The organism is Bacteroides sp. AF34-31BH, assembly GCF_003602795.1.
GTDB classification, from domain to species: Bacteria; Bacteroidota; Bacteroidia; order Bacteroidales; family Bacteroidaceae; genus Bacteroides; species Bacteroides uniformis.
In genome coordinates this window covers 20,966-47,203 of sequence record NZ_QTLV01000013.1, presented here as the reverse complement: position 1 = coordinate 47,203, position 26,238 = coordinate 20,966, and the positions used below count along the sequence as shown (strand labels likewise).

The 26,238-nt window shown below is 43.6% G+C and carries 23 protein-coding genes and 2 pseudogenes; 11 read left to right on the top strand and 14 right to left on the bottom strand.

The window, feature by feature from the left end:
* Nucleotides 1-3 precede the first annotated feature (3 nt).
* From DWZ67_RS16865 to DWZ67_RS16805, 12 genes and pseudogenes are all read right to left on the bottom strand, one after another.
* Nucleotides 4-1,296 carry a WD40-like domain containing protein gene (locus DWZ67_RS16865; RefSeq protein ID WP_034522959.1) on the bottom strand — a complete coding sequence of 431 codons (1,293 nt, stop codon included), beginning with the start codon at nucleotides 1,294-1,296 and terminating at the stop codon, nucleotides 4-6.
* A gap of 179 nt (nucleotides 1,297-1,475) precedes the next feature.
* On the bottom strand, nucleotides 1,476-2,405 hold the full coding sequence (locus tag DWZ67_RS16860; protein WP_005830908.1) for a metallophosphoesterase: 930 nt from the start codon (nucleotides 2,403-2,405) through the stop codon (nucleotides 1,476-1,478).
* Between the two features lie 60 nt (nucleotides 2,406-2,465).
* Nucleotides 2,466-5,234, bottom strand: a complete 2,769-nt coding sequence (locus tag DWZ67_RS16855) for a TonB-dependent receptor (protein ID WP_005834321.1) — start codon at nucleotides 5,232-5,234, stop codon at nucleotides 2,466-2,468.
* A gap of 273 nt (nucleotides 5,235-5,507) precedes the next feature.
* Nucleotides 5,508-6,755 carry a THUMP-like domain-containing protein gene (locus DWZ67_RS16850; RefSeq protein ID WP_119958604.1) on the bottom strand — a complete coding sequence of 416 codons (1,248 nt, stop codon included), beginning with the start codon at nucleotides 6,753-6,755 and terminating at the stop codon, nucleotides 5,508-5,510.
* A gap of 201 nt (nucleotides 6,756-6,956) precedes the next feature.
* On the bottom strand, nucleotides 6,957-7,724 hold the full coding sequence (locus DWZ67_RS16840) for a M15 family metallopeptidase (RefSeq protein ID WP_057098019.1): 768 nt from the start codon (nucleotides 7,722-7,724) through the stop codon (nucleotides 6,957-6,959).
* Nucleotide 7,725: 1 nt separating this feature from the next.
* Nucleotides 7,726-8,877, bottom strand: a complete 1,152-nt coding sequence (locus DWZ67_RS16835; protein ID WP_243635181.1) for a hypothetical protein — start codon at nucleotides 8,875-8,877, stop codon at nucleotides 7,726-7,728.
* A gap of 139 nt (nucleotides 8,878-9,016) precedes the next feature.
* Nucleotides 9,017-10,231, bottom strand: a complete 1,215-nt coding sequence (locus DWZ67_RS16830) for a sodium ion-translocating decarboxylase subunit beta (RefSeq protein WP_005830884.1) — start codon at nucleotides 10,229-10,231, stop codon at nucleotides 9,017-9,019.
* Between the two features lie 2 nt (nucleotides 10,232-10,233).
* Complete coding sequence (locus DWZ67_RS16825) at nucleotides 10,234-10,671, bottom strand: hypothetical protein (RefSeq protein WP_008662481.1); 438 nt, start codon at nucleotides 10,669-10,671, stop codon at nucleotides 10,234-10,236.
* A gap of 96 nt (nucleotides 10,672-10,767) precedes the next feature.
* Nucleotides 10,768-11,208, bottom strand: a complete 441-nt coding sequence (locus tag DWZ67_RS16820) for a hypothetical protein (protein WP_229081845.1) — start codon at nucleotides 11,206-11,208, stop codon at nucleotides 10,768-10,770.
* Between the two features lie 111 nt (nucleotides 11,209-11,319).
* A pseudogene (locus DWZ67_RS16815) lies at nucleotides 11,320-11,799 on the bottom strand (LytR/AlgR family response regulator transcription factor); the annotation flags it as partial.
* Nucleotides 11,800-11,891: 92 nt separating this feature from the next.
* Nucleotides 11,892-12,110, bottom strand: a pseudogene (locus DWZ67_RS20495) (hypothetical protein); the annotation flags it as partial.
* Between the two features lie 234 nt (nucleotides 12,111-12,344).
* Nucleotides 12,345-12,761 carry a hypothetical protein gene (locus DWZ67_RS16805; RefSeq protein WP_005834337.1) on the bottom strand — a complete coding sequence of 139 codons (417 nt, stop codon included), beginning with the start codon at nucleotides 12,759-12,761 and terminating at the stop codon, nucleotides 12,345-12,347.
* 353 nt (nucleotides 12,762-13,114) lie between these two features.
* Between DWZ67_RS16805 and DWZ67_RS16800 the strand changes: the two genes are divergently transcribed.
* The 10 genes from DWZ67_RS16800 (at nucleotide 13,115) to DWZ67_RS16755 (ending at nucleotide 22,490) form a co-directional block, all read left to right on the top strand.
* On the top strand, nucleotides 13,115-13,387 hold the full coding sequence (locus DWZ67_RS16800) for a hypothetical protein (RefSeq protein ID WP_120139380.1): 273 nt from the start codon (nucleotides 13,115-13,117) through the stop codon (nucleotides 13,385-13,387).
* A gap of 88 nt (nucleotides 13,388-13,475) precedes the next feature.
* Nucleotides 13,476-14,447, top strand: a complete 972-nt coding sequence (locus DWZ67_RS16795; RefSeq protein ID WP_120139379.1) for a phage integrase SAM-like domain-containing protein — start codon at nucleotides 13,476-13,478, stop codon at nucleotides 14,445-14,447.
* A gap of 110 nt (nucleotides 14,448-14,557) precedes the next feature.
* Nucleotides 14,558-14,857: a helix-turn-helix domain-containing protein gene (locus DWZ67_RS16790; RefSeq protein ID WP_022400974.1), complete on the top strand. Its 300-nt coding sequence runs from the start codon at nucleotides 14,558-14,560 to the stop codon at nucleotides 14,855-14,857.
* Between the two features lie 3 nt (nucleotides 14,858-14,860).
* Nucleotides 14,861-16,105, top strand: coding sequence for a hypothetical protein (locus tag DWZ67_RS16785; RefSeq protein ID WP_120139378.1), 1,245 nt, complete (start codon nucleotides 14,861-14,863; stop codon nucleotides 16,103-16,105).
* 46 nt (nucleotides 16,106-16,151) lie between these two features.
* Nucleotides 16,152-16,880, top strand: a complete 729-nt coding sequence (locus tag DWZ67_RS16780) for a leucine-rich repeat domain-containing protein (RefSeq protein ID WP_120139377.1) — start codon at nucleotides 16,152-16,154, stop codon at nucleotides 16,878-16,880.
* A 15-nt stretch (nucleotides 16,881-16,895) separates the two neighbouring features.
* Nucleotides 16,896-17,237 carry a hypothetical protein gene (locus DWZ67_RS16775; protein ID WP_044469167.1) on the top strand — a complete coding sequence of 114 codons (342 nt, stop codon included), beginning with the start codon at nucleotides 16,896-16,898 and terminating at the stop codon, nucleotides 17,235-17,237.
* Nucleotides 17,238-17,429: 192 nt separating this feature from the next.
* A complete protein-coding gene (locus tag DWZ67_RS16770) occupies nucleotides 17,430-18,179 on the top strand; it encodes a phage Gp37/Gp68 family protein (RefSeq protein ID WP_120139376.1) in 750 nt (249 codons plus the stop codon).
* Nucleotides 18,180-18,317: 138 nt separating this feature from the next.
* Nucleotides 18,318-18,632, top strand: a complete 315-nt coding sequence (locus DWZ67_RS16765; protein WP_120139375.1) for a hypothetical protein — start codon at nucleotides 18,318-18,320, stop codon at nucleotides 18,630-18,632.
* Entirely contained in the window at nucleotides 18,629-19,411 is a 783-nt protein-coding gene (locus DWZ67_RS16760; protein WP_120139374.1) for a hypothetical protein, read from the top strand. The genes DWZ67_RS16765 and DWZ67_RS16760 overlap by 4 nt, the downstream gene beginning before the upstream one ends.
* 226 nt (nucleotides 19,412-19,637) lie before the next feature.
* The gene (locus DWZ67_RS16755) at nucleotides 19,638-22,490 is read left to right on the top strand and encodes a BT4734/BF3469 family protein (protein ID WP_120139373.1); all 2,853 of its coding nucleotides are present in this window, start codon (nucleotides 19,638-19,640) and stop codon (nucleotides 22,488-22,490) included.
* 137 nt (nucleotides 22,491-22,627) lie between these two features.
* Here the strand turns inward: DWZ67_RS16755 and DWZ67_RS16750 are convergent, their stop codons facing one another.
* Both DWZ67_RS16750 and DWZ67_RS16745 read right to left on the bottom strand, forming a co-directional pair.
* A complete protein-coding gene (locus DWZ67_RS16750; RefSeq protein ID WP_025019250.1) occupies nucleotides 22,628-24,313 on the bottom strand; it encodes a hypothetical protein in 1,686 nt (561 codons plus the stop codon).
* A gap of 47 nt (nucleotides 24,314-24,360) precedes the next feature.
* Entirely contained in the window at nucleotides 24,361-25,428 is a 1,068-nt protein-coding gene (locus DWZ67_RS16745) for a dsDNA nuclease domain-containing protein (RefSeq protein WP_025019249.1), read from the bottom strand.
* Between the two features lie 473 nt (nucleotides 25,429-25,901).
* Between DWZ67_RS16745 and DWZ67_RS16735 the strand changes: the two genes are divergently transcribed.
* Nucleotides 25,902-26,207: a hypothetical protein gene (locus DWZ67_RS16735; protein ID WP_025019248.1), complete on the top strand. Its 306-nt coding sequence runs from the start codon at nucleotides 25,902-25,904 to the stop codon at nucleotides 26,205-26,207.
* Nucleotides 26,208-26,238: the final 31 nt, after the last annotated feature.

Here is a 26,238-nt window from a genome sequence, read left to right as displayed (position 1 = left end):
CGGTTATCGTGCCAGTAAAATCTCTGCAAACGGTACGTAGAACATAAACATCCTCCATTCCTTTGTCTGGAAATCATAAGTTTCGATGAAGTCGCCTTCACGATAGCCTGCAAACTGCACGTAGAGTTTCCTTGTCTGCCCGTCCTTGGAGTAGTACATGGCAGCGGAGCGTACGGCGTTGGGGTAGGTGGCGAAAGGCTCTTTCAAGTTTCCGGCAGTAGTATCCCATAAGCAGAATTGCGTATCTCCACCATTGGCACGGGAAACGATATAGCCTCCTTTGCATTGCAGGCTGTTTGGGTTTTCGGGGGATGGTTCCATAATCCGGAAAGGTATCAAGGCTTCGGCCTTGATGGGGTCGTAGCAATGCATCTTTTCTTTGGCGATGTCTATCACGACGGGCGAGAAGGTGCCGTCGCCGTTGTTGGCCGAGAGCAGCATGTGGGCGTCGGCTATCACGCCCGGATAGCGTGAGAGGGATTCGGGCTTCAGTCCATCCGGTAATGGTATTTCGGGAGTATGTATCGGTGGCATATTCAACCGGGTATATACCGGATAAGAGATGCTACAGTAGGTGAGGAGCTTATCTCCGGCCATTTCCAGGGAAACAGTGTTGTTGAAGTCCGAGCAGATGGTAATTGCGTTACGTTCTACCGGGTTACACCAATAGTGCATGCAGAGGTCGTATCCGTCGATGAAACTACTGCCGTCTTTCTCCCGTATCCCGCAGAGGATGTTGGTGCCGGGGATGTTGGCGGCAAGGTGGAAATCTTCGTCGTCATGGAACTGGATTACTTCCGATATTTCTTGTGTTACCAGGTCGATACGGGTGATGCCGCGGGGAACGGTCGGTGTGTAAATGGCGTGGGAGTTGGTGATACCGTAGAGATATGGTTCTTCGGGGGATTGTCCGTCGGCTACCGAAATCTGGCCGAGAGGCTGAAGCTGTCCTGCCCGTTCCAGGAACATTTCTACCCGTGAGGCGGGCCAGTGTCCGGGGGCAAGGAAAGTAATGCTGTTGGTGGTTTGCTCCGTGGTAACGGCGCGTGTGTAGCGTGAATACCCTTCGGGAAAGAGAGGATTGTCGGCTATCGGCCAGTAGATGTCCAATATGATTTGGTCGCCGCTCTGCAAGCCGTCGGCTTTGACGGTCACGGCATCACCGGGATTGAAGGTCTTTCCGGCATCGGATATGGTGATATTGGTCACAAAAGCGGGTTGTTTCTCTTTGTCGTCATCACTGCAAGCGGCAAGTAGCAGGCTGATTAGTAGCAGGAAGTGTATCTTCTTCATCATAGTTATGTATTGACAAATGCAAATATAGGGCTTTTTCTTGTATTCCTGCGGATAGGCTTTGTTTTTGTCGTATGAGATGGAAAAATCCTCCTACGAAACATGGTCTTTTGCTTCGTGGGAGGAAAGTGGTTGTTCGGCAGGGCTTCGGGGGAATGCGCCTGCTTGCGTGCCGGCTTGGATTATTTGCTGCGCGTCACCGTGTGCAATACATTCCCTTTCTTGTCAATCATGCGCAGTTCCAGTGTCTTTTTGCTGGCCGATACAATGGAGAAACCCGGTTCGGGGCTGCAGAATACGGTCCCTTCGATGGGCTTCACCTTGCGGGCGAGCGAACCGGCAGAATTGGTGATATAGTCGATGTCGCTGCCTGCCACGCGTACGTGCTGGAAGTTGTGGATGTGCCCGCAGATGTACATATCCACCTTGTGCTTGCGCAGGATGGGATCGAGACGTGCCTGCATATCCGCGCGTTCGCTCTCGTCCTTCGGGGTTTCGGCATAGATGGGATGGTGTCCGGCAACGATAACCCAGTCCTCTTTGGCGGCAGTCAGTACGGAATCTATCCAGGAAAGTTGTTGCTGGTAATCCTGCTTGCAGGCATCGGGATAGGTCTCGCTTTCGTTGCGGTATTTGTCAATCATCGGGGCGGTGTCTACCCAAAGGATGCGGATGGTAGCGCCGTTGTCCTCGAACGTCTTGGTATAATAACGGGCGGGCATGGTCCAGCGGCGGCTGATATTACTGTAGTCGAGCACAGCCTGCGTATTACCGCGGTATTCGTGGTTGCCCAGCAGGGGAAACCAGTCTATCATCAGCTCCGGGTGGCTGTAAATAAGTTCGTAGTTGGTCATCCAAAGCGGGTCGTTCACGCTACGTACGCCTTCAAAGTGGTGTACATCGCCGGTGGCAAGAACGAATTCGGGGCCTACTTCTTCTGCCATTTGTCCCATCAGTTCGGCGATGGGCTTTTGGTCGTAGTAGCCGTTACGGCCGAGGTCGTTGGCTACGTAGAAGTTGAACTTCTTGTCGAAGATGGAGTAATCGGTGATTTGGGCAATGGCTGCGTTGCCGAGTAGGGCAATAAACAGTAAAAGGAATATTTTCTTCATTGTCATTATTAAATTGTTGAGTAGTTAATGTTGATAACTTGTTGAGATAGAATTCGCTGTTTAAAAATTAATCTTCACTCCCGCATTCACTTTCACGCCGTAGTATTCTGCCTGCATGGTACGGTCTTTTGTGCCCTGGTAGTAGCGTAGCGGCTGGTTCAGCAGGTTGTTGGCTTCGGCGTAGAAGGTAGTCTTGAACTTCTTTCCGAAGGTATAGCTGGCGTTTACGTCCATATAGTTCACCTTGTCGTAGTAGCGGTCGTAGAAGGTGCTTTCTCCCATTTCGTCGATGAAATCGGAAGCGAAGTTATAGCTCAGGCGCAGATTCAGACCGCCTTTCTCAAAGTATAGGGAAGCATTTGCGGTATGCTCCGGAGAGCCTGGCATGCTCAAGTCTTTCTCATTCTCGCGGCCTTCGAAGTTGAAGTCTTCCACACGGGAGTGGGTGTAGGTGTACGTTCCGTAGAAACCTACACATTTCAGAGCGGGAGCAATGAAGCTGAAGTCGCGCTGGTAGGATAACTCTACCCCTACCAGGTTGGCGTTGCCCGCATTCTTGGGTTGGGTGAAGCGGGTGTAGGTGTTACCCTGGTATTCGTAGTTGGTGCTCACCTGGTCTACGATGAAGTCGTCTATCTTCTTGTAGAAGATGCCGGCACTTATCAGACCGATGCTGCGGAAGTAGTAGTCGGCACTCAAGTCGAAGTTGTAGGAGACGGTAGGTTTCAGCTCCGGGTTTCCGATGGTGATTTCGTTGTCGGAACGTTTGATGTTCACACTGGGCACGAGGGCCGAGTATTTGGGGCGTGACAAGGTTTGGGTAAACGAACCGCGCACTTTGAAGTCATCGTTTACATTCCACTTTACGAGCAGCGACGGCAGGAAGTTGATGTAGCTGTTGCGCTGACGGTCGGTCTTGCTGGTGAGGTCTTCGTCGGCATCGTAGGTGCGTCCCGTATAGGCAAGGTTGGTGTTCTCTATGCGAAGTCCGGTCATCAGTTCCACGTCTTTTGTCAGTTTTTGGTCGAAGCGGAGGTAGCCGGAAGTCACGGTTTCGCGGGCGTTGAAGTTTCCGGCAAGTTCTTCCTGTACCTGCTCTTTCTCAAAGAGGGAAGCGTTGTTCAAGTCTAAAGAGCCGGTGTATTCCTTGCTGGCGTAGATGCCTGCCTGGTATTTGTTGTTGGGCATGAAGTTCTTGTTGGTCTGGTCCACTGTATTTGCTAGGCTGTTCGTCATGAAGGCATCCTCGTCCAGAGGAGAGTATTCGTAGAAGTCCACTTCTTTATCCTTGGTCTTGCGCACTACCTTTGCGCCGAACTTCAGCTTGTTGCCGTTCTTGAAGGGAAGTTTGAAGTTGGCGGAGAACTTCAGGTCCTGCTCCTTGATGTCTTCCTGCTGTTCCGTCAGCTCTTTCAGGCTGAATTCATCGTTCAATGTCATGGTAGAGCCTGTTTTGGGGCTGGCAAAGGGTTGGCGTTCGTCGCTCAGGTCCATGTCGAACTTCTGTTTCTTCAGTTGGAAGTCGATGTAGCGTTCGTTGGGACGTTCTTCGCTGGCTTTGGCATAGCTGGCGTGCCAGTCCATGGAGAGGGCGCCGAAGAGGTGTTCGCCGCCGAGGGCAAAGTCCATGGTGCGCTGGCGTTCCAGGCGGGCGTTACGGTTGTCCGGCGTACCGGCTTTGGTCTGTATGCGTACGGTGGCGTTGCCGTCGGGGTCAAGGTCTTTCAGCGTGGTACGGTAGCGATTCTCCCAGTCGTTGCGGTTGTTGAAGATGCCTTTGAAGGTCAGTTTGTGGTTGGCATTGATGTCCCAGTCCAGTGCGGCAGAGTAGCTTTGGCGTTCGCGGGTGACGTAGTATTGGCGGATTTGGTAGTCGTTGACGTACGTCTTGCCGTTGTCATCCTGCTCCCATACAAATTCGGTGTCGTAGGAACCGGAAGGTGAGTTCTGATAGGAGGCCGATACAATCAAGCCGAGTTTGTCGTTGAAGAAGCGGTCGCCGTAGGTGAAGCCAAGGTTCAGTTGCGCCTTTTCGCTCACCCAGTTGTAGCCGGTTCCGGCGGTGGCGGCAATGGTACGCTTGTAGGGGGAGTTCTTGGTGACGAGGTTGATGCTGCCGCCGATGGCGTCGCCGTCCATATCGGCGGTTACTACCTTGTTCACTTCGATGGTCTGAATCATGTCTGCCGGAATGAGGTCGAGCTGTACGTTGCGCGTATCGCCTTCGGCAGAGGGAACGCGGTTGCCGTTGATGGTGACGGAGCTGAGGTCGGCACTCGTGCCCCGCACTTGCCCGAAGCGTGCCTCGCCTTGGTCGTACTGCACGTTGATGCCGGAGATGCGTTTAAGGGCGTCACCGATGTTGGAGTCGGGGAACTTGCCTACCTGGTCGGCAGAGACTACATTCGTAATCCCCATGTTGTTTTTCTGTGAGTTGATGGCACGGCGCTGTCCCTGGAAGGCGCCGCCTACCACCACTTCCTGCAACTCCACGCCTTCGTTCAGTACGACGTCTTTTTCCAGTGTACGGCCTGCGGGGATGGTGATTTTCAGTTCTACGGGAGAGTAGCCCACGTAGCTCACCTTTACTGTATAGGTTCCCGGGTCAAGGTTAGAGAAAGTGTAGAAGCCGTTGACGTCGCTCGTCACGCCAGTGTGTAGTTTCTCGATGTAGATGGATGCGCCCGGGAGAGTTTGTTTAGTGGCGTCGATGATGCGTCCACGTACAGTTCCTTGTTTCGTGACATTTGCTTTTTCGTCGGCAATGGCCGTATTGACGGTGGCGGTGAATAGGAGTAAGAATAAGAATGCTCTCAAAATCTGTTTCATACTTGTTATTATCTGTTAATAATCTGCCGCAAAAGTAGAGGGTTGCCGTTACGTGGAGGTTGCGGAGCGTTGAAGAACAGATAACGATTCAGTTACAATGAGGTTACATAAATTCTTGGAGGTAGTACCTTTTCGGCGGTATCTCCCTTTGCCGTCATCTGGCAGATTGACGCTAAAGATGCACGAGATGTGCATCTCGGACTGTATGAGATGTACATCTCGAGCAACATGAGATGTACATCTCGTGCAGGGGAAGGTATAGGGGTTGGTGTCTTATCCCGTAGCCTGGCAGCGGATAAGTACCTTCTTCTCGTCTGCCAGAGTAGTGGCAAAGAGATAAGTGCCTCCCCCTTCGGCCAATTTCAGTCGTTTGCGCAGTTCGGCCACGGTGGCGGGGAAGTTGCGCACGGTGAGGTTCGCCTTTTTCTCGGCAGCCAGCATCTCTTTCACTTCTTTCTTGCCGAAGCCGCAGGAGGAGGTAATCCGGAACTTGCGGCCGGGGAAGTCCGGCAGGAAGTGGTCCGAGGTGTAGAGGTGGCTGTTGGGATGCAGTTTTTCCACCTTATACAATGAGGAGAGGCTGCGGAATGCACCGGCTTTCAGCACGGAGGCATTCGGTTCGTAGAGGTATGATTTCAGTTGAGGGGTGTAGGGGCATGCACGCTCCTTCTCCTGCCGGCGGGTGAAGACGAGGGCTTGGGGAGCCGGTACACCGGTGAAGTTGACGCAATGGATGGGGATGTCGTCTGCCGGCACTCCTTCGCCTTGTCCCAGCAAGAGCAGCAGTTCCTTGCATTCGTTGCCCACGGAGACGATGTGTGCCTGGTGGACATGCTTCAAATCGTTCAGGGCAAGGGTGAGGTCGAGCATGGGGGAGAGTTTTACCAGTACGTGTCTTGCCTTGCGTAGCAGCAGTTCTTCGAGGGCGGCTATATCGGGTTCGCAGTCGCCGATGGCTACGGTCTTTCCACCGTGTCCGTCGCGGCGGGCAGGGTCTATGAATATACAGTCCACGGGCTCCATCTCTTGCAGATGGCAGACGCTGTCTGCGTGGCAGACGGAGATGTGGTTCAGGCCGAGGACAGGGAAGTTGTGTGCGGCTATCTGGCAGAGGGTTTCCTGGCGCTCGACGTAAGTGGCATGCCCGAAGCGGGAGGAGAGATAGGCGCAGTCGATGCCGAAACCTCCGGTGAGGTCGGTAAAGGTGCCGGCTGATGCGGGGGTACTGTTCTGCGCGGGATGTTCTTGTTCTGTATGTAGCAGGTTAGTTATAATCTCCGCTTTATACTGTGCCGTTGCTTGGGAGGAGCATTGTTCCAGAGAAAGGTGGGCGGGGTAGAGTATATGCTCGTTCTCGGCCCATGCGGGTATCTTCTCTTTGGCAATCTGCCAGCCGGAAATCTGTGTGATGGCGGCGGGCATGTCTACCGAAGGGTAGCGGCGTGCCTGCAAGGCAAGGCTGCGCACGTCGTCGTGGCGATGCTCGCGGATGAAGCGGAGGGTGTCTTGGGATAAAGGCATGGCTTGGCTTATTTATTCTGATGCAAAGTTATCTCAAAAAGGACAAAGTGGGGCATAAATTCGCAGCTTTCTGTCTGATTATTTTTCAGACACAGATGACGCTGATAATACAGATTAAGAATATTAAAAATCCGCGTCATCTGCGTCATCCGCGTCAAAGCGATAGCAAATTTAAGTTTCCGGACAAGCTGGGGGTGAGAGTTAAGGGATGACCCGGTATCGCTCCTTTGCCGTCTGCCTGCTGACGCGGTTGAAGTGCCACCATTCGCTGGGTAGCGGGTGGAATCCGGCTTCTTTCATTACCTGCCGGAGCAGCAGCCGGTTTTCACGTTCTTGTTCCGTCAGCTTGCCTTGTGCCACGAGCACGGCTTCTTCTGTGATGTGGGCTTCCCTGCCCAGATGGTCTACCGGGGTGCCCATGGGCAGAGGAGTTCCTTTATCGTCGAGTATGCTGATGTCCACCGCCAATCCGTAGTTGTGCAGGCCGCCGCCGCGTGAGGGGTTGGAGACATAGATGTATTTGGAGGTTCCTTTCACTACGTCCCACATCTTCTGCTGTACGGACAAGGGGCGCGCTGCGTCGTAGACGATGAGGCTGTAGCCGGGGTACTGTTCTTTCAGTAGGCGTTGTGCCCGCTTCAGGCTTTTCATGGCATCGGGGTGCAGGTAGGCTTCTTTCAGGTCTTCGTACAATAGGGTTCCGGTGAAGTTGTCGGCACGGGTGTACATCAAGTCGATGGCGATGCTGCTGTCCGCTTCGGCGATGTTGACGAAACCGAGGGAGTCCAGGTAGCGGGCTGTCCGGCTTTTAGCCGGAGCCGGAGGGACGGGTGCCGCTATGGTGTCGGCGTACGGGATGGTGGTCTCCGTATCCGGGTCTTGTGTCTGCTTTGGCGCTTGTTTTCTGCTACAACCGCATAGTGAGCAGCCAAGCAGTAGATATAACAAGTAAAAGAAATATCGTTCCATCTTACAAGGCATTCTTGGCGGTAAGGATTGATTTCATCAAGGCTATGTCCGAACTGACTTCTCCCTGCATCAAGTATTTGTTTTTCCGTTGGCAGGTGGCTTCGTAAATCTCCTTTGCTTTTGCTGTGTCCTTGTCCCGGTAGAGTGCCAGGGCGCAGAGCAGCCGCTGTTTGGAAGACGTCACATCCTTATATTGCCGGATGTAGGTATCCAGCTCATCGGTATATAATTCTTCTGCCCGTGCGGTCCTCTTTGTCACCAGTGCGGTGAAGAGCAACTCGCAAGCGTTTTCCTTTATCAAAAGTCCGATGACTTCGTGCCGGTGGCTCATTATTTTCTCAAATGCATTGTAGGCGGCTTCCCATTCTTCGCAGTCGAGCAGGCGCGAGGCGCTCATCAAGGCTATGGTGACCTGCAGGGCATCTTTGTAGTTGATGTCTTCCGTTTGGCTGAACCATTCGGCAGGCATGTCCTTAGGACGCATGCCCTCTTGCACCAGTGCGTTGATGCGCAGCTGGGTGACCAGTGCCTGCTTGCTCTTGCTGTCCTTGAGAAGCAGGCGCATGTTGTCGGCATCATTGCCGATGCCGCCCATCTTCATGGGGATGCCGTTCATCCCTGCAAGGAGAATGCCAATCAAAGAGAGCATCAGAAGGAAGAATTTCAGCAGGTAAGGCAGCCCGTCTACGGTCAGCAGGGGGAGGAAGGCAAGGATGGCGGTCAGCAGGTTGGCAAGCACTCCACCCAGGTTGTACAAGGTGGTTGGGATATCTTTAAGAGGCCTTTCGGGTGGGGTAAGCAGGCATTGGCCTCCCGTTCCGGCAAGGCTGAAACGCTTGATGCATAATTTCCCGTCTTTCCGTATGAAGGTAAGGTTGAAGATGCGGAAGGAGACGAAGCGGTAGCCGGTTGCCAGTCCGCAGACAAGATGCCCGCCTTCGTGCAGAAGCACTTGCAGGAAGATGGAGAACAGCAGAATCAGTATGGCTAACAAGGAAACTCCTACTGTCTCCAGCATGCCGGTTTCGGCAAACTTGCTGTGTAAACCGTCGAACGAGTCTCCTAAAACCAGGACTCTTACACCTATTATTCCTACAAAGCCGATGCATGCCCCGACCATGAATCCTCCGGCCAATTTAAATACTTTCTTCATCCTGATATCTTGATAAATGTGTTTGCCGGCAAAGGTAAAGGATTTTATCTGAAATGCAACAGCTTGCCCCATGTATCATAAAAAGAAAGAGATTGTGATTGCCACAACCTCTTTCCGTCACCTAAACCCACTACGCAGGCTACAGATAGGGAATTATAGTAATATAGATACCCGTAATGATGGCCGAAGTGATTACTCCTGAAATATTAGCACCCAGGGCATCTCCCAAGATGAAGGAATTGGGGTTGTCCTTGCTTACTATCTTCTGGGCAACCTTCGCCGTAGTAGGCACGCAGCTCACGGCTGCAATTCCGATGACCGGATTGTAATTGCCCCGCTTGATGAAGTACATGATGTACCCTCCAATGATTCCGCCGATACCGGAGAGCAACAGTGCGCCCATGCCCAATACCAACAATTTAAGAATTTTAGGGTCGAGCAGCAGATGTGCGTCGCAAAGTACGCCCAACAACAGACCGAGCATGAAAGTAGAACCATACAACAGCGGACCACTTACAAAATCGTAGATATGCTTCATCCCCGACTCGCGTACTGCCACTCCGAGGAACAGGGAGAAGAACAGCGGCGAGGCAACCGGGAACAGAAAACACAGTACAGCACACAATATAGCCGAGAAAGCCAGTTTTACTTTGGCATCATAGTTTTTGGGCGGCTTCTTGCTCGTCATCTTGATGGCGCGCAGGCGTTTCGGCACCAGCAGCTTCACCAGATAGGGGTAACCGCCATATGTCAGTCCCAGATAGAGATAGGCCACTACTGTGATGGGTACAAACAGATGTTTGGCCAGGGCCAAGGAGGTGAAAAGCACCATCGGCCCGTCCGCACCTCCTACCATGGCTACGGAAGCGCTTTCTTTCAAGGACAGTCCCAATGCAGATGCGATGGGTACAGTCAAGAAAGTTCCCAATTCGGCACATAGGGCAAGGAATATGCTGGCAAACGGTTTCTGTAGCAGGAAGCCCACGTCGAGCAGGGTACCGATACCCATAAATACGAAGCATGCAATCAATCCGTTGCTGAAGGTCAGGGTGTAGACCGGTTGCAGGAAGTCTATCTGCATGGTGTTCATCAAGTCGTCCGTATCCGAAAGCATCGGGTCCAGAAAGAGATTCCCCAATGTGCCGTCGGGCATGAAAAGGGTGCCGCAATTGATGGCGACCATACCCAGTCCCATGGGAATCATGACCATCGGCTCCAGTACGCCTTTCCATCCCAGGTATATGAGCAGCAGGCCCAGGGCTATTAGAAATACACGGGCAGAGGAGAGTAGCCAGCCGCTTTCCATCATTGTTCCGAATCCTTGGAACAAGGTTGCAAAATCTATATTCTCCATAATTAGTCTTTGTTTTTGGTGTCGTTGTTCTTTTTAGTCTTGTTCTTGTTGTCACGGTGGCTGATGGCATCTTCCAGATACATCATAAGGGTATCTTCTGGGTAGAAGTAGTCTACCAGGTTTCTTTTGGAGACACCGTGGCTTACTCCGTGGTAATAGCCTCGAGGCTTTTCGTTTTCACGGTCCACACCCCGGCTGTAGTCTTCGCGCGTGTCGTTGCCGAAGATGTTTCCGTGCATGGAGGGGGTGTGTAGCATCAGTTCCATCTTCTGGCGGAACTTCTTTATGCGGCGCAGGCGGAGTAACTCCTGCTGGTGGGAACTGTAGAAATCGAGTGAATCGGCTGCGCTGGCTATCAGTTTGATGATGAATGCCACAAAGAAACCGATTGCAAAAGTGAGCCCCATCATCTCAAGGGTGGGGAGGAATAAATCGGACATAGTTATGATATTAATGTGATGAAATGGATAATAAAAAAGCGAAAGATGTACATGCAGTACACCTCCGGTAATGGTTTGCAATAAGTCCGATAAAGTCTAAATCAGGATATGCAGCAGTGCATAGATATAGTATCCGCAGGAATAGCGGAGAGCATTGGGATTGAATGAAAGGTTGGCGCTCTCTCCGGCAGACAGATGGCTGGAAAGCAGATGCTCCAGTTGCCCGGCTGGTTTCAGAATTCTCATCTTCAGGAATTTCGGAGAGGCGTGGTTATGTGTGTATAGGCTGTTCGGACACAACGCTTCGTTGGTCCAGCAGTCGGTATTTTCGTCATTGAATAGTGAACGGTGGGTGGCTGTGTACGATGCGCACTGTGTGTAGGCGGTAAAGGAGCATTCGGAGGCCGGACTTCCGACAACTATTCCCGCCGGACTCCCGGTAGTATTCCGTGAGTCTGGCTGTTCCTCCTGGGAGATGGCAGTCAAACCCAGACAGAGGAAGGTAAACATAAGTATGTAATACAGATGTTTCATCATAGCAAGATAAAGGAACAAATAACTTTGGACAAAGTTATATATTCCGCTGTATTTTAAGATTAATTGTCTTTTTCCTCTGCAGGAAGTATTCTGAAGGACTGGTTGCGGCATTTATATGCCCAACCGTTCCTTCAGTAACCGGTATCTGGAGAGGCTTACCCGTAGCTTGACGCCACTTTTTAACGTCACTTGGTAGGTCTCTTTTCCATACTGTTCTACTCGTGATATCTGGGTTACGTTGACAATGCTCGAGCGGTGGATGCGGACAAAGTTATCTGCTGGCAAATGTGTTTCAAAGTTTTTCATGGTCTGTTCCTTGATGTACTCTCCGTCGGATGTCACCAGGGTTGCGTAGTCCCCACAAGCCTGGATGTATAATAGGTCTTCCACTTTGATGATGTGAATCCGGGAGCCGTCTTTTATCGTGATCCGGTCAATACTTTCTTCTTGTGGCAGGGGAGCGGCCTTTTCTGCCTCGGGGGCGGTGAAATCTTCTGTTTGTAATGAAGTGTCTGCCACAATCTGCAGATGATACCACAAAAGGATAGCTGTCCAGGCAGGAATACCGAACAAGAGGCGGAAAGGAATGCTTGTTTGGCAGGTGTGCCTTGCCAGCGTTTGTCTTCACATCCGCCGCAAAAGCAACTGCATTCTATGCGTACTTGCCAGTCGGCGGGTATGTGCAGTTCCACTCCTCCCCAACTGCAGTCCAGGTCTATGTAGGTTTCTCCGGGTGCTATGTTCGTGTGGCGCAGGTCGATGGTAGTACCGCCGAAATAGGTGCGTATGTTCGCTCCCTTGAAAAGCTCGTCGAGTACGACGTGGCGTACGGCACTCAGGGAGTTGTTGGAGTAGAGGAATCCGTCGTCAGACTGGCATTGTTGTTCCTCTTGCTCTCCCATTCTCTTGTTCATCATCCGTTGTACCATCTTGGCACGGCGATGCACTGTCCTTTGGTGTGTCCAGTTTCTCCTATGGTGATGTCTGAGAAGGAAGATGCCGATGAGGATAAGGGCCAAGGGCCACAGCATGGCTTGGAAATTGCCGGGGAATAGCAATAAGCCTGAAAGGATAAAGAACGAGGCGGTCAGCACTTTGCCGGAGCCTGCATAGGATGGGAATCGGTGAATCCGGAGTTATCTGTTCCTCCACCAATACCAGATGAAGCGTAGCCCGGTGCCGAGAAGCGCGAGAGAAAGTCCGGTATAGAACACTGCGATGAAGGAGTCGGGCAGAAGGTGGCAGGTACGTATTACAATTCCCATTGCAATCATGCCTATCATGACAATCCATCCTTTTACGTCGAAAAAGGAAAAGGGGCAGTGCTTCCCTTTCTTCTGTGAGATACGGAGAGTATGTTTCTTGTATAGCCTATGGAAAATAATGCCGAAGAACAGAAGGAATACCAGGCTGGCTTCGCAGACTTTGAATAGCCAATAATGTCCGTCATCTATCCAGCAGGTCAGGCCTATACGCAGAATATTGACTCCTGCCAATGACCATATGGTTCCGGCAGTTATGAGCAGTGTATTTGGAGATACTCCGTATTTCATGATGAAGGTTGTTTTATTACACAAATACCGGGCTTGTATAGCGGAGTCCAAAAATTAAAAGAGGCTCTATTCTATTAAGAATGAGCCTCTTGTTTGTGGACCAGCCTGGGTGATTTTTTGAGACCTAATGAGAATAGTATAAGTATATATAATACTGTAATACAGCTATTTATTAGTATATATAATTTTATAAGATCTACCTAAGTTTCAACAGGAATGTTTAGCGTTGACAAAAATAAGTGCTTTTTGTCAACCGTTTACAAGAAAGGAGGAAAAGAATTCTTTTATGTGATTTTATCCCCCGAACAATATGCCGCCTTTGCCTTATTTTCGCAACATAAAATATTGAAAATATGGCAACTATAAGACTTTATTTATCTAGTAAACAACAAAAAAGTAACGGTAAATGTGAAATTTATCTACGAATGTCAGCAGCTCGTAATAAAGTGTTCCGAGCAAAGTCCAATTTATATGTATTGCCGAAGTATTGGGATGAAAAAAAGGAAAAGATAATGATTCCACGTATTCATGTAAAAGAGCAAGGAGATTTGATTAATCTACAAAAACAACTTGATGCCCTTGTTACTTTTATAAAGTATTATCGCACCTATCGAAGAACTCAGTAAAGTTTGGCTAGAACGTATTATCAATGAGTTCCATTTCGGTAAAGATGAAAAAGAGAGTGACAATGATGAACTAGCTTTTTTTGATTTATTGAAATTGTTTATATCCGTCCGTGTAAAAACCGGAAATAGAGAGGCGCAGTTTGGTACACTGATACGAGTGTTGAAAAGATATGAGATATACCGAGGTAATGGTTACTCTCTCAATATTCATAAAGTTACAGACTTAGACTTAATTAAGTTTGAGGAATTTTTACGCATTGAACATACTTTTTTCGATCAAGACGGGAATTGTATCAAATATGCAAAGATATACAAAACATATCCCGAAATGCGAACTCCAAAAGCTAGAGGTACTAATGGGGTACACTACATCTTGAAACGTCTTAGGACTTTTTATAATTGGGCAGTTAATACAGGCAGAACTACTAACAATCCTTTTACGAAGTATCATCTACCGACTTGTGTCTATGGTACTCCATTCTTTATAACAATAGAAGAAAGGAATAAACTGTTTAATTTTGACTTTTCAGATGATCCGCAACTGGCAATACAACGTGACATTTTTGTTTTTCAATCTTGCATAGGTATTCGTTCTGGTGATCTTTATAGATTAACAGATGATAATGTCGTGGGCGATTCTATTGAGTATATACCAAGTAAGACCGCAGATGAATGTGGCAAAACCGTAAGCGTACCACTAATATCTCAAGCTAAAATAATTCTCAACCGTTATGCAGATAAAAAGTGTAAAACGTTATTGCCTTTCATTTCAATACAACATTATAATAAAGCTATAAAAATAATGCTCCAGAAAGCTGAAATTTCAAGAATCGTGACAGTTATCAATCCAATAACAAGAAAGGATGAGCAGCACCCCATCTATGAAGTTGCAACATCCTATATGGCAAGAAGGAACTTCATTGGAAATCTATATAAGGAAGTAAAAGACGCTAACTTAATAGGTAGCATGACAGGACACGCAGATGGCAGTAAAGCATTCTCCAGATATCGAGCAATAGATGCAGATATAAAAAAGTCTGTTATTAGTTATTTAGAATAAAAAAGTGCTGGCCCATTGGAACGACCAATGGGCTTTTTATTTGTAGGGGGAATAATTTTTTTTCTCTTCTAAATACCCCCTGAAAAAGCTGTGGAAAAATCTCGTACTTTGTGGCATCAAAAGAAAAAATCATGAACGAACTAGTAAAAAAAATAGTAGAAACGATTGCCGATCAAATTGTTAATCGAGTGCTAGAAAGGGTGGAGCAATCCTCCCAGAGTATAAATGTAAACAATGTAGGTACGAAACTATATACAACAAAACAGTTGTGTGAAATGCTTCATATCTCTAAAGCAAAGTTATATCGCCATAGGGAGCAAGGTTATTTAAGACCTACAAAATATGTAGGACGGACACCTTTATATGATCAAACTGCTATTGATGCTTATTTGAATAACTTTTCATACTAAAAAATGAAAGAAAACAACCAAAGTCCTGTGACTGCATTGGCAGAGCAGGCAACCATCCAAGCGATGATAGAGAGTATTAACAATGGTATGACACCTCAGGGTAGTGCTACGCCTGACAGTGACAGTAGCGCAAAAGAGAAGGAACTGCGAGCGCAACAACTTGCAAGTAGTGTGCAAATAGATGGGGAATCCCTCAAAGCTAAAATTTTTATGCAATTAAGTAATGGCGAGAAGGTAGGAGTTTTTGATTTCCATAGAGCCGGTGGGAAATTTGCATATCTTGATAAAAACCGGTCAATCGACATGAAACATGTGGAGTTTCTGTTTGGCTCCTTCAAGCGTGTCGGTATGCTGAACAGCATTAAGGTTGTAGCAGCCCGAAAACTGATAGAAGAAGGACATACTCTGAGAGATCGCACGGGCAACATGCTTACATTAGCCACTCCCAATATAGATATGTATTATTGCATTCTTGACGGGCAGCACAAAGCGGATGCGCTTGCTCTTTGGTTAGCCAGCGAAGAGACCAGAAACATTCCGTTGGATGCACGGATGGAACTGGTGAATATTCCTAAAAATTTTTCTGTAGGAGCATATATTGGAGAATATAATCTTGCCTGTAAGAAATGGAATCATCGTGATACCGAAACACTTCTGGTACAGACCTTTGAAAAAGAGGGCAGGACTGTTCTTTCCAGTATAGAAAAATGCGTGAATGAGGATAAGATGACCCAGCGTGCCGCGTGGAAAATTTACAAGATGATTGACGGCTATAGAAAACAGAAATTTGAGGATGCGCTGTTTTACAATAAACTGTCTGATGAACTTAGAGGTACGGATGCTGAAATAGAGCGTGGAGACAGAATACGCAGAGCCATCCAGGTAGCATGTAGAAATGAAGTACGGATGAAGAGGAACAGTGCCATCATTGATGCTGTCATTGCAGCTTATAATGCCGTTTCTGATGTACAGAAAGCTGAAACGATGGATCAACTGATGCTTTTTATCACTTCTTTGTCCAAACAGACACTACTTGCTGCCATAAAAGCAGATTCTGTAAACCAAAAAACAGAAGTAATAACCCAAGCATGGAAAAATTTCCAGAAGGAAATCAAAAAGGATGGTAAAAAGGAAGAGTACGAGGCTTTGGCTTTAAATGCGGAAGAGGAGTACGACAGGATGGTTTCCAGTGTAGCCTCACCCAAAAAATCATCCAATCTTGACAAAATCAAAAAAATTCTTTCATAAAACAACTTCCCCCATCTTCGTGGTGGGGGATCAACTATAATTTTAAATGATGAAAAATCAGAACAAAGAGTGTAATGGTGCATTATATTCAGGCGATGGAAAGGTATTTCTAAAGCTATTGAATCAAGAGTGCTGTTATTATGCTGTCGAAAACGGAACAGAGAGTATTTCGGATAATGCTTTTGCTACCCTCTCTTTTTCCAATAAGACCGAATTCTTGGATTTACCTGACTCGGTTACTAAATTAGGTTCAGGAGCTTTTCAAAGGATGGCTCTAAACTCAATAGCCATTCCTCCAAAGGTAACAGAAATACCGGAAAAGTTATTGTTCGGCTGTACCAATCTTGAACATGTACACCTGCCGGAAGGAGTGGAATGCATAAATCGGGAAGCGTTTTGGAAGTGCCCAAACCTAACCCGTATCACATTACCACATAGCTTGAAGGAAATCATAGGAAATCCTTTTGCCTATTCCGGTATAAGGGAAATTGACAATCTGTCTGAATATTTCAAAATACAGGATGAATGTCTATATACGGCTGACGGTACACTGATTTTTAATTTTTCTAACAAACGGGAATTTGATGTGCCGTTCTGGGTTATGGAAATAGACGGGAGTGCTTTTGAGGGGAATGTGTATATGGAGAAAATCAGTTTCCCCAGGTTAATTAAAATTGCCCCCAGAGCCTTCGCAAATTGTACTTCATTGACTACAATTTCTGTTCCCCAAAAGACAAAATATCGCTTTAACGTAGGAAAAACAATTATAAACTGATAAAAGAACGTGATGATGAAAACATTAGATCAACTTAGGAGTGATGGATATATTCTCTGTCTCCCTCAAAGGACCAAACTTGATACCGGAATCATCAACAAACTACAGTGCCGGTTGAAGTGCCCTTTAGAGAGTAAGATAATACTTCATGTGGTATCTGCTTATGATTATCTGGTACGTGATATTTCCATAGTTGATGATAATGGAGACCTTGTTACTTCCCTTGATGACGCTCTGGAAAAGAAGCTGGTTATTGTCGGGAAGGATCTTAACCTTTGGTATGCTTTACAACAATCCGCAATCAGGGATGAGGAGATTGGCATTGAAATAGTCTCCTATAGGTGCTTGAAATTCTGATATTAGTCAGCAAGCATAGGCGCCGGCTTGCTTGCTCATAATTGAACTTTCTAAAAACTTTTGGATAATGAGAAAACAAAAAATTCCCATTACAGCCCTTTCTATGCCTGAAAACATCCCGGGTATAGAGTATAAATGGCTTAGAAACAGGTGGATGTTGAGTTTTAATAATAAAATAACAATGAAAAAAATATGAGTAATAATACAAAAATCTCGTGGACTAGCATTTCTTGGAATATAATGACAGGTTGTACTCCGATAAGTGACGGATGTAATGATTGTTATGCGAAAGCTATGGTTAAACGACTACAAGCTATGGGACAAGCGAAGTATCAGAACGGTTTTACTCCGACCATACATCCCGAGTGTATGAACGAACCCTTTTGGTGGAAAGGCAACAAGCTTGTGTTCGTGGCAAGTATGGGTGATTTCTTCCATATAGAAATCCCGTTTGATTTCATCGACAAAGTAATGGAAGTTATCAACCAGTGCCCACAGCATACATTTCAGATTCTGACAAAACGGGCAGATAGAATGTGTAAATATTTTTCAGTTCATACTATTCCTGAAAATGTCTGGCTCGGTGTTACAGTTGAGAATCAGAAGGTGAAAGATCGCATTGATTACCTGAAGAAACTGGATGCTCCGGTACGGTTCCTCAGTTGCGAGCCTCTGTTGGAAGACCTGGGAGCACTTGACTTGTCTGATATTGATTGGGTTATCGTTGGCGGTGAATCTGGTAATAGAGCCAGAAAGATGGAAAAGGACTGGATTTTGAATATTAAATCCCAATGTGACGCTTCCACAGGTACAGCTTTCTTTTTTAAGCAATGGGGAACTTGGGGGGCTGATGGAGTGAAACGTAGTGCTAAAGAAAATGGGTGTCTTTTGGACGGAAAAGAATACCACGCTTATCCGACTCCAAGAAAGATAAAACCTTGACAATAAACAGTGGGGAAGCATAAATATACAAATAACAAGGCTTCTCCACAAATAATCAGATTTAGGAATTTCAGGGCCATAATCCGCTCCAAATCGCTAAAACGCTCTTCCGTAACCCTCTAATCCTTACTTCTGAAAATGATTCTAAAATTAAACAGTACATCCATTGAAGGTTCAGAATCTTCATTGGGTCGTCAGGAAAATACTGCTCCTGATGTTATCATCCAAAAAGTAAGTATAACTCCGAAAAAATTCAAAGATGATGTCGAAGCACTGGCAGGTTATATCGGTGAGGAACATTTCATTTCCGGTCTCAGCATTGAAGTTACATTGGGTGAACTTCTTGCTGTAATTCCAAGAAAGCGTAGAAGATGCGAAGCGTATAACTCTTTGGTGAAATACCTGAGTGAAGAAAGAAACATTTTATTAACCATTAAAAGCAGAAGACGATGAATACAAAACAGAAAATAAAGGCTCCCAAAATGATAAACGGGAGAATGATGCGGTACTGTGTGAAGTATAATGTCTGGGTGAACAACGCCGGTGATTATGCTTATCGGGAATATAATGATCCTACTTGGAATTGTCCCCTGATAATCCATACAAGACCTGACGGAAGTAAATTTCTAAACACCAAAAGTCATGGTGAGATTCCACTCGATGAAGCTATAGCCATCTGTTACAGACCCATGCCGAATGATGGAAAGAAATATATTCTAATCCATAAAGATGGCGACTTGGGAAACTGTCAAGCCAATAATCTTGAATGGAAAGAGGTCAGGAAGTATAAACCAACAGCCACTAAACGTAAATTAGATAACGGTTTGGAAGTGACGGCTGATGGAACAATACTTGATAACAAGGTTGCTTTGCCAATCGTGAAAGAAATCGGAGACAGAGATAGAGATCAAATGGTAGCAATAGAAAATCCTTATGTTTCCTATAGGCGAAAGAATAAGTGGGGAAACTATGAAGAAAAAAGAGCTGGCGTAGATGATCTGATGGCTGCGGCAGAATATGTAGTGGACGGAGATAAATCCACAATGCAAAGACCGAGAGTGCTTCATAAGAACATGAACTATCTTGATTACCATGCTGACAATCTTAAATGGGTGGAAGAAAGCAGTCCTGAATATCAAGAGTATATGAAAAGGAAGAAGGAGGATATAGATAAGCTGGAGAAAGAACTAAACCATAGCAATCCCAATTTCAAGTTACCAGACAATCAATAAATGAATAATCTGGGTTGGTCGGAGACAAGGGTATGGAACGTAGTGGAATGTAATACATAACTGGAAGACAAGGTGGAATAAAAAATGTTACAATTCATGTACAAAAGCTTAAAGAGTAAGCATTTATGTAGATAAATTATTCCATCCCTTCCGGGTTATGTACCATACTCATACTTCATATAGGCTTTTGTCTCTGACTAACCCACTAATCAATACCTATTTTATAATGAAGAAAATAAAATTAGATGTTCCATCCGGTATCAAGTATTTATCGGATTGGGATGAACTTTGGGAATTATTACCCATCGACAGGGCTTTCATCCTCAATAAACGAATCTGTGGTTGTGGTGCCACTGAAATGTATATCCGTTCCGACAAGAAAGTAATCTTAGCCGGTCCAAGGAAACATCTGCTGTATAACAAGTATTCCCAACATCTTTCCGACAGCCTTCATCTTTACCGTTTTCAGGGAGACAAAAAGAAGTATTTTGAAAGCAAGACAGGCAGTGAAAAAGAGATCCTGACTTTTAACTCCGAACTTCAGGAATACATCAAATCCGGAGGGAAGAAGATTCTGACTACCTATGACTCGCTTGGGAAAATCATGGAAGTATTGGTTGGCTTAGGGGAGAATCTGAATGAGTGGATCGTCGTGGTTGATGAGTTCCAGGTTATCTTCTATGACTGCCATTTCAAACCTACGACAGAGTATGAATTGTCGGAAGTACTACAGAAGTTCACCCAAGTAATCTATCTTTCAGCCACTCCTTTTCTTGAATCTTATCTGGATATGACGATACAATTCAAGTCTCTACCCATCTATGAATTACTTTGGCCGGAGAGTATGACAAAGTTACCCGATGTAGAGGTAATAAAGTCCAGAAAACCAGTATTGGAACTATGTAAGGGATTGATAGAGAAATATCGTTCAGGAAATGGCAGGAGTACGATGGTAAACGGTGAAGAGTTTATAGCGAAGGAAGCCGTTTTCTATATCAATTCTGTTTCAGAGATTATAAAGATTATCAAGAGGTCTGGATTGAGACCGGAAGAGACCACTATCATCTGTTCTTCCAAGAGTGACAATATAAAGAAACTGGATGAATTATCAAGGCAGACCGGAATGAAGTTCAGGATAGAAGAGATCCCGGGTAAGGGAGAACCACATAAGATGTTTACCTTCTGCACCTCAACCGTTTATGTAGGAGCCGACTTCTATTCAACCAATGCCTATTCTTATATATTTGCCAATCCCAAAGTAAGCAGCATGACGATAGATGTCTCTGTGGATCTTCAACAAATCATAGGAAGGCAAAGACTGGAAGAGAATCCTTTCCGTAACTCAGCCACCTTATATTATAATACACGGGAAGCAAAGGTAACGAAAGAGGCTTTAGAGAAATCAATCAAGGAAAAGAACGACAGCACCAACCGACAAATAGAAAACTACGAAGCTGCTCCACATAAAAATGATCAGCTTCAAATTATGGAGAATACAATCAGACAGCAAGGGCATAAGGAGCATTATTGTTGCATCGTGAAGGATAAGAACAATAACGTAAGGATAGTTAAAAATGAAATCCTTGAAATAGCGGAACGGAGAGCCTGGGAAGTTTCAGACCAGATTTATCGGAGTGACTTTTCCATGTACAGGGCTTTAAGTTCCGGTGTAAATGTTACCAAATCTACAGACAGTGATAATCCTGAGATGCAGAAATTATTCAGCGAGTGGAACAAGGACGGTCAATTCTCCAGAAAAGCAAAGATGTATTGTGAACTCCATGATACTCTCCCCGGTTTGTTGGATGAATGTACCTTTATAGAGAAGAAATTCAAGACCTATTATGAAGCTCTCGGAAAAGAAGGTTTTAAAGCATTGCATTGGAGGGAGGACTATATCAGACAAGCCATTGAACCTGCTCCTTTTGATAAACTTCCTAAAGATAAAATAGCGAAGGAACTGATAAAAGTGCTGAGGGTTGGAAAGGACTATACGAAAGCGGAGGTCAAGGAATTACTTCAAAACATATATTCCAAACTCGATATTCCCGGTAATCCAAGTGCTTCTGATATTTCCGATTACTTGACTTGTGAGGATAGGACCAACCGAATGGAAGGTAAAAAGGTAGCTGTGTTTAGAATAGCCTCCCATATCCGAACAAAAATATCATTGTTCGGCAGGATTACAGACATCAATCACCCTGAAGAATATGAAATAGATAAGGTGCTGGATATTATCAAGACTAGTAGTTATTATCATGTAGCCGAAAAAGTAGATGCGGTAAGGAAAGCCAAGAAAGATGAAGACAAGGATAAGGCTAAAATGAAACTTCCGGCTGTAACATGGAACGGAACTTTCAAGACCAAGAACAGGAATGATTTGATTCACTATTCTTCTTTTACCGCTCTTGACTTCGACCATATTCAGCCGGAGAAAATGGATGAGTTTGGGAAATGGTTACAAAGTTTTCCATGTGTCTATGCCTATTACGTTACTCCAAGCGGTAAGGGTTATAAAGCGATTATTCTTCATGATAATTATGAGCCGCTTTACCATTATGACCTGTATAATCAGCTTTTGAAGTTGTTTGATTGCCCTGAGATAGATAAGAGTACAACGGATTTGGCCAGAGGTAATTTTTTAAGCTATGATCCGAACCTATGGAAAAATCCTGATCCTGAGCCTTTTCATTTTGTTCCTTCCACCTCTGAACCAATTATACCCGAAACTGTTACAGAAACCATAATAAAGGATGAAGCCGAAAATGAAATGATAACCGAAGATGATTCTTATGTAGCCAAATTCCTGAACACTCTGAGCAGACAAGTTGTTTCTGATGATAGTATAATTCGTATCCTTGGGAAAATCTGGACCGGAAAATCTTTAGCTAACGGAAGAAACAATACTGCGATGTCTTATGCTGGAGTTCTATGTAAGGCAGGAGTAGAGAAAAACAGAGCCAAATCATTCATCGAAAAGCTTATTCCGGATTTTGATATTACTGAAATAATTGAATACGCCTACTCTCATAATACTTTCGGATGTGAACGTAGAAGATACAAGTCAAGAAAGAAATAGCCAATAAAAAGAAAAGGAGACTGAACTTCAATGCTCGGTTTCCTTTTAATTCTTGATTGTTTACTTATCATGTCAAATAGCTAAAAATAATCTAACTATAAAAAATGTTTATATATCTATATTGATAAAGCACTTTCCTATTTAAAAAAAGAATTGCTCAATAACTTTTCTATATTTTTCTTAACACCTTGATATTCCTCTTCTTTTAATAAAGGTATATTACTCTCTATTTCAATTAGATGACAATTTGTCGCATCAAATTCATCATCTTTGTTAATACCCAATATAAGCTGAGAATCAACTGGTTTGTTCTTTATTATATAATTATTCATCTTCTTCATTGTTTCTGCATCAATAGAACTTTGACGTGGAGAATCTATGACAATTGGTGCAAATAGAGCCCTAGAATTCTCATTTATTATTTCTAGCATACTATAATTATAGGCTATAATACATCTAGGTGCAGCAGAACCAACACCCTTTACAACACCTGTAATTTTATTAGGCTTAGGATTAGAATTCGGTATAGAAAGTGCTATATATGCTTTATTGATAGAATTAGAAAATTTTTCCTCAATATTTTTTTGCTTTTCCTTATTATTTAATCGGCTTAATGATTCATTTAGACTATGTTCTAATAGTATTTTTTTATTCTTTTCCTCCATAAGTTTATTGCGTTGCATATCTATCACATCATGAAGTTTTTGATTTACTAAGGACTCGATTACGTCTTCAAACGAGTAATTTTCTCTTTTTATAGCCAGTAAATTTTGTATAGCTACTATTTTTTCTACAACAACTTGTGTTTTATTTTCCACTGCATCAATTTTTCTATTCAAATCATCCAAGTTGCTTTGGAGATTTAATCTTAAATCTTTAGATTGGTCTATATCTAGCAGCATTTCATATCTCCCCACTTCGCTATTTTCAACTTTTGATTGACAGATAGGACATATAAGAATATTTCGTTGTTGCAATGCAAACAAATAATCCTTTTCTATTTCCGATATATTATTATCTAATTGCTGTAATTGAAATTCGAGAGATATTTTTTGGTTATATAGCTCTGACAACTCGTTTAAGTGTTTTTTTTGAAGTTTTTTTAACTCTTCTGATTTTTCAACTAATTCTTTTTTTTCCGCATTAAATTTGTTTATATCGTAATTTATACTTCCTTTATCAAACTGTTTTTTTAATTGTCTGATAAATGTTTTTATCAGTTCAATAGAACGAGTACACTCTTTAATTTCTTTCTTTATCAGAATCAATCTATTTTTTGCATTGTTATAAGAGTCAGTATAAATGCCAGCATGATATAGTTGAGCTGTAGATTTTCCATTAGGTATACCAATTTTATAAAAAGAATTCCAAACAGAGTTCCATCCCCTATCTTGATCAATATAAAAAGGAGCAAATAAAAATCCTAATGGAATTACTCTCACATTATTCTCATTATCTAACATCTGGAATTCAATCCCCAATAATTCAGTTAATTTATCAGATACTTCCCATGAGTTTTTAGAACGAAATCTAAACGAACCATCACAATTATATAATATTATTTCATTACCAATGCGAAGTGATTGATATGTTATTCCATCTATTTTAAATTTTAATAAATATATAATATTAGCATCCAACCATCTTTGAGGCCAAACCTCAATTTCTGTACCTAATGAATAATATAATGATTTTATCAAGCTGGATTTACCTGATCCGTTTGCTCCTTTTATTATAACAACATGATAATCAAGATTTATTGTTAGTCCTCTCTTTTCTCTGTAAGAAAGAAATTGTATCTGAATAAACTTTATTTTTTTCATTACACTTTGTTCTTAGATATCGGATTAATAATTTAAGAGATGCACCTTTACTCATTATTGACTATATATAAAATTAATGCCTTTAAGTAATACTCACTATGTCTCATAAGATTAACATATTCCCTTGCAACCATATCATATATTTTACAACAATATTGATAAAGAGTTATATCATCTTCTATCTCAGTGGTTTTATAAACGCTTGATATATATTTAATCAGTTCCCTAATTTCATAATTTCTATAATCCATTAGATCGACCTGTATTTCTTTCCATGATCTTTGCAATTCCTTTATTGTTTTAAAACTAACCTTGTCGTTGTTAAGGATTCCAACAATACTTTCACAAGACTTTTTGAATGTTTCAAAATTATTTATCTCATTCAAATATATATCAAATCGTTTTTTAGTAAAACTTTTTTCACTAATTAAATCATCTGCGCTTGTTATATCCGTAGCATAACGAATTTTTCGTTCTATTTCATTATGTAGTGAATCATAAAATATTTTAGGCTTCAGATCTGGACTCAAATTACTTTCTTTTATAAAATCAGAGACTCGTCCAATCATGATTTCATTATGCCAATTATAGTGTAATTGATTTATAAAGAAGTGTAAATTATCGAGCTTGCTAATATTTACTTTCGGATCTTCTTTTTCTAATCTTTTCTTTATTGAGGCTTGAGTAGTACTTTTTAAATCATAAAAATGAATCAAATTTTGAGAAGTACTCCCTATTTTCAGCATACTGCTTGATAAATAATCATTGGTAACAAAATATATATTTCTGGTATAACTTATTATAGCGAAATGAGATAACAATTTCCATAAAATAGAATGTCCACCTTTTTCATACTTTGTCAATCGGTTAATAGTCCATTGATTATTATGGCTAGTTTTTATTTGATAAAAATCAACATTTTGCAAGTTTACCTCTCCATCTAAAACAACTATATCATCATGATAATCAAAAACAATAATATAGTCATTGCCAGATTTATGCAAGGTTAATAATTTGTCCATTCCCCAATCACATTGATAAGAGAAACCACCAGAAGCCCATGCCCCGCCTTTTTCTATAGGCTGATTCATTACTAGATTACTTAATGCATTCATTGATTACTTAACCTTATGATAAAACCTATGTTGCAAATATAGTCAAAATAAACAATTTACCTATCTTTAAGTAATACTTTCTATAATTAGTTTCTTTATGTACTAAAAAAGTTGTTATACTGAAAAGTATTACGACTTTAATAAAATATGAACTATATCCACCATTTCCAATTACTTATTCGTTCAGTTTATCCAATCCGATACAGTATCTCCCTTATAACCTTTTTCCCATACAAACCAGGCATAAGCAATAACATTCCCATTTGTCTGAGCTGCTGTAAAATCCCCACTTTTGGCTACAACAGCACGGGAAGAAAAAACGTGGATTTCCAGTGGGGATTGGTTGAAAGACTTCCAAGAATGTTAGTTGTAGCTATCACTTCCCCCTTGTTCCCTCATTGGACATTTCCAAAGTTTTCTCTATAAATAAATTCTCAAGTATTTTATAAAAATACATTGATAATAAAGCCAAGATGCTTTTCTGTCTGAACGAGCTGCCAAAGACCAATGACAAATCGAACGGATATTTCAGGAGGTTTCTTATCGTTCCCTTCAAAGTCCAGATACCCAAATCGGAAGTGGATCCGAAACTGGCTGAGAAGATTGTTTCTACAGAGTTACCCGGAATTATGAACTGGGTGCTTGAAGGTAGAAAACGGCTAATCACTCAATCCGGTTTTACTGAATCTTCATTATGCCAGATACAATTGGAGGAATACCGTTATGGCAGTGGAGTACGGAAAAAGGTGAATCTAATCCTGCCTGATGGATTTAAGTGATAAAATCTAAAAAGGGAGACTGAACTTTATT

Excerpts from the sequence above, each read along its gene's own strand:
- DWZ67_RS16865 (WP_034522959.1), bottom strand. The coding sequence starts at position 1,296 with ATGATGAAGAAGATACACTTCCTGCTACTAATCAGCCTGCTACTTGCC.
- DWZ67_RS16860 (WP_005830908.1), bottom strand. The coding sequence starts at position 2,405 with ATGAAGAAAATATTCCTTTTACTGTTTATTGCCCTACTCGGCAACGCA.
- DWZ67_RS16855 (WP_005834321.1), bottom strand. The coding sequence starts at position 5,234 with ATGAAACAGATTTTGAGAGCATTCTTATTCTTACTCCTATTCACCGCC.
- DWZ67_RS16850 (WP_119958604.1), bottom strand. The coding sequence starts at position 6,755 with ATGCCTTTATCCCAAGACACCCTCCGCTTCATCCGCGAGCATCGCCAC.
- DWZ67_RS16840 (WP_057098019.1), bottom strand. The coding sequence starts at position 7,724 with ATGGAACGATATTTCTTTTACTTGTTATATCTACTGCTTGGCTGCTCA.
- DWZ67_RS16835 (WP_243635181.1), bottom strand. The coding sequence starts at position 8,877 with ATGAAGAAAGTATTTAAATTGGCCGGAGGATTCATGGTCGGGGCATGC.
- DWZ67_RS16830 (WP_005830884.1), bottom strand. The coding sequence starts at position 10,231 with ATGGAGAATATAGATTTTGCAACCTTGTTCCAAGGATTCGGAACAATG.
- DWZ67_RS16825 (WP_008662481.1), bottom strand. The coding sequence starts at position 10,671 with ATGTCCGATTTATTCCTCCCCACCCTTGAGATGATGGGGCTCACTTTT.
- DWZ67_RS16820 (WP_229081845.1), bottom strand. The coding sequence starts at position 11,208 with ATGATGAAACATCTGTATTACATACTTATGTTTACCTTCCTCTGTCTG.
- DWZ67_RS16805 (WP_005834337.1), bottom strand. The coding sequence starts at position 12,761 with ATGAAATACGGAGTATCTCCAAATACACTGCTCATAACTGCCGGAACC.
- DWZ67_RS16800 (WP_120139380.1), top strand. The coding sequence starts at position 13,115 with ATGGCAACTATAAGACTTTATTTATCTAGTAAACAACAAAAAAGTAAC.
- DWZ67_RS16785 (WP_120139378.1), top strand. The coding sequence starts at position 14,861 with ATGAAAGAAAACAACCAAAGTCCTGTGACTGCATTGGCAGAGCAGGCA.
- DWZ67_RS16780 (WP_120139377.1), top strand. The coding sequence starts at position 16,152 with ATGATGAAAAATCAGAACAAAGAGTGTAATGGTGCATTATATTCAGGC.
- DWZ67_RS16775 (WP_044469167.1), top strand. The coding sequence starts at position 16,896 with ATGAAAACATTAGATCAACTTAGGAGTGATGGATATATTCTCTGTCTC.
- DWZ67_RS16770 (WP_120139376.1), top strand. The coding sequence starts at position 17,430 with ATGAGTAATAATACAAAAATCTCGTGGACTAGCATTTCTTGGAATATA.
- DWZ67_RS16765 (WP_120139375.1), top strand. The coding sequence starts at position 18,318 with ATGATTCTAAAATTAAACAGTACATCCATTGAAGGTTCAGAATCTTCA.
- DWZ67_RS16760 (WP_120139374.1), top strand. The coding sequence starts at position 18,629 with ATGAATACAAAACAGAAAATAAAGGCTCCCAAAATGATAAACGGGAGA.
- DWZ67_RS16755 (WP_120139373.1), top strand. The coding sequence starts at position 19,638 with ATGAAGAAAATAAAATTAGATGTTCCATCCGGTATCAAGTATTTATCG.
- DWZ67_RS16750 (WP_025019250.1), bottom strand. The coding sequence starts at position 24,313 with ATGAAAAAAATAAAGTTTATTCAGATACAATTTCTTTCTTACAGAGAA.
- DWZ67_RS16745 (WP_025019249.1), bottom strand. The coding sequence starts at position 25,428 with ATGAATGCATTAAGTAATCTAGTAATGAATCAGCCTATAGAAAAAGGC.
- DWZ67_RS16735 (WP_025019248.1), top strand. The coding sequence starts at position 25,902 with ATGCTTTTCTGTCTGAACGAGCTGCCAAAGACCAATGACAAATCGAAC.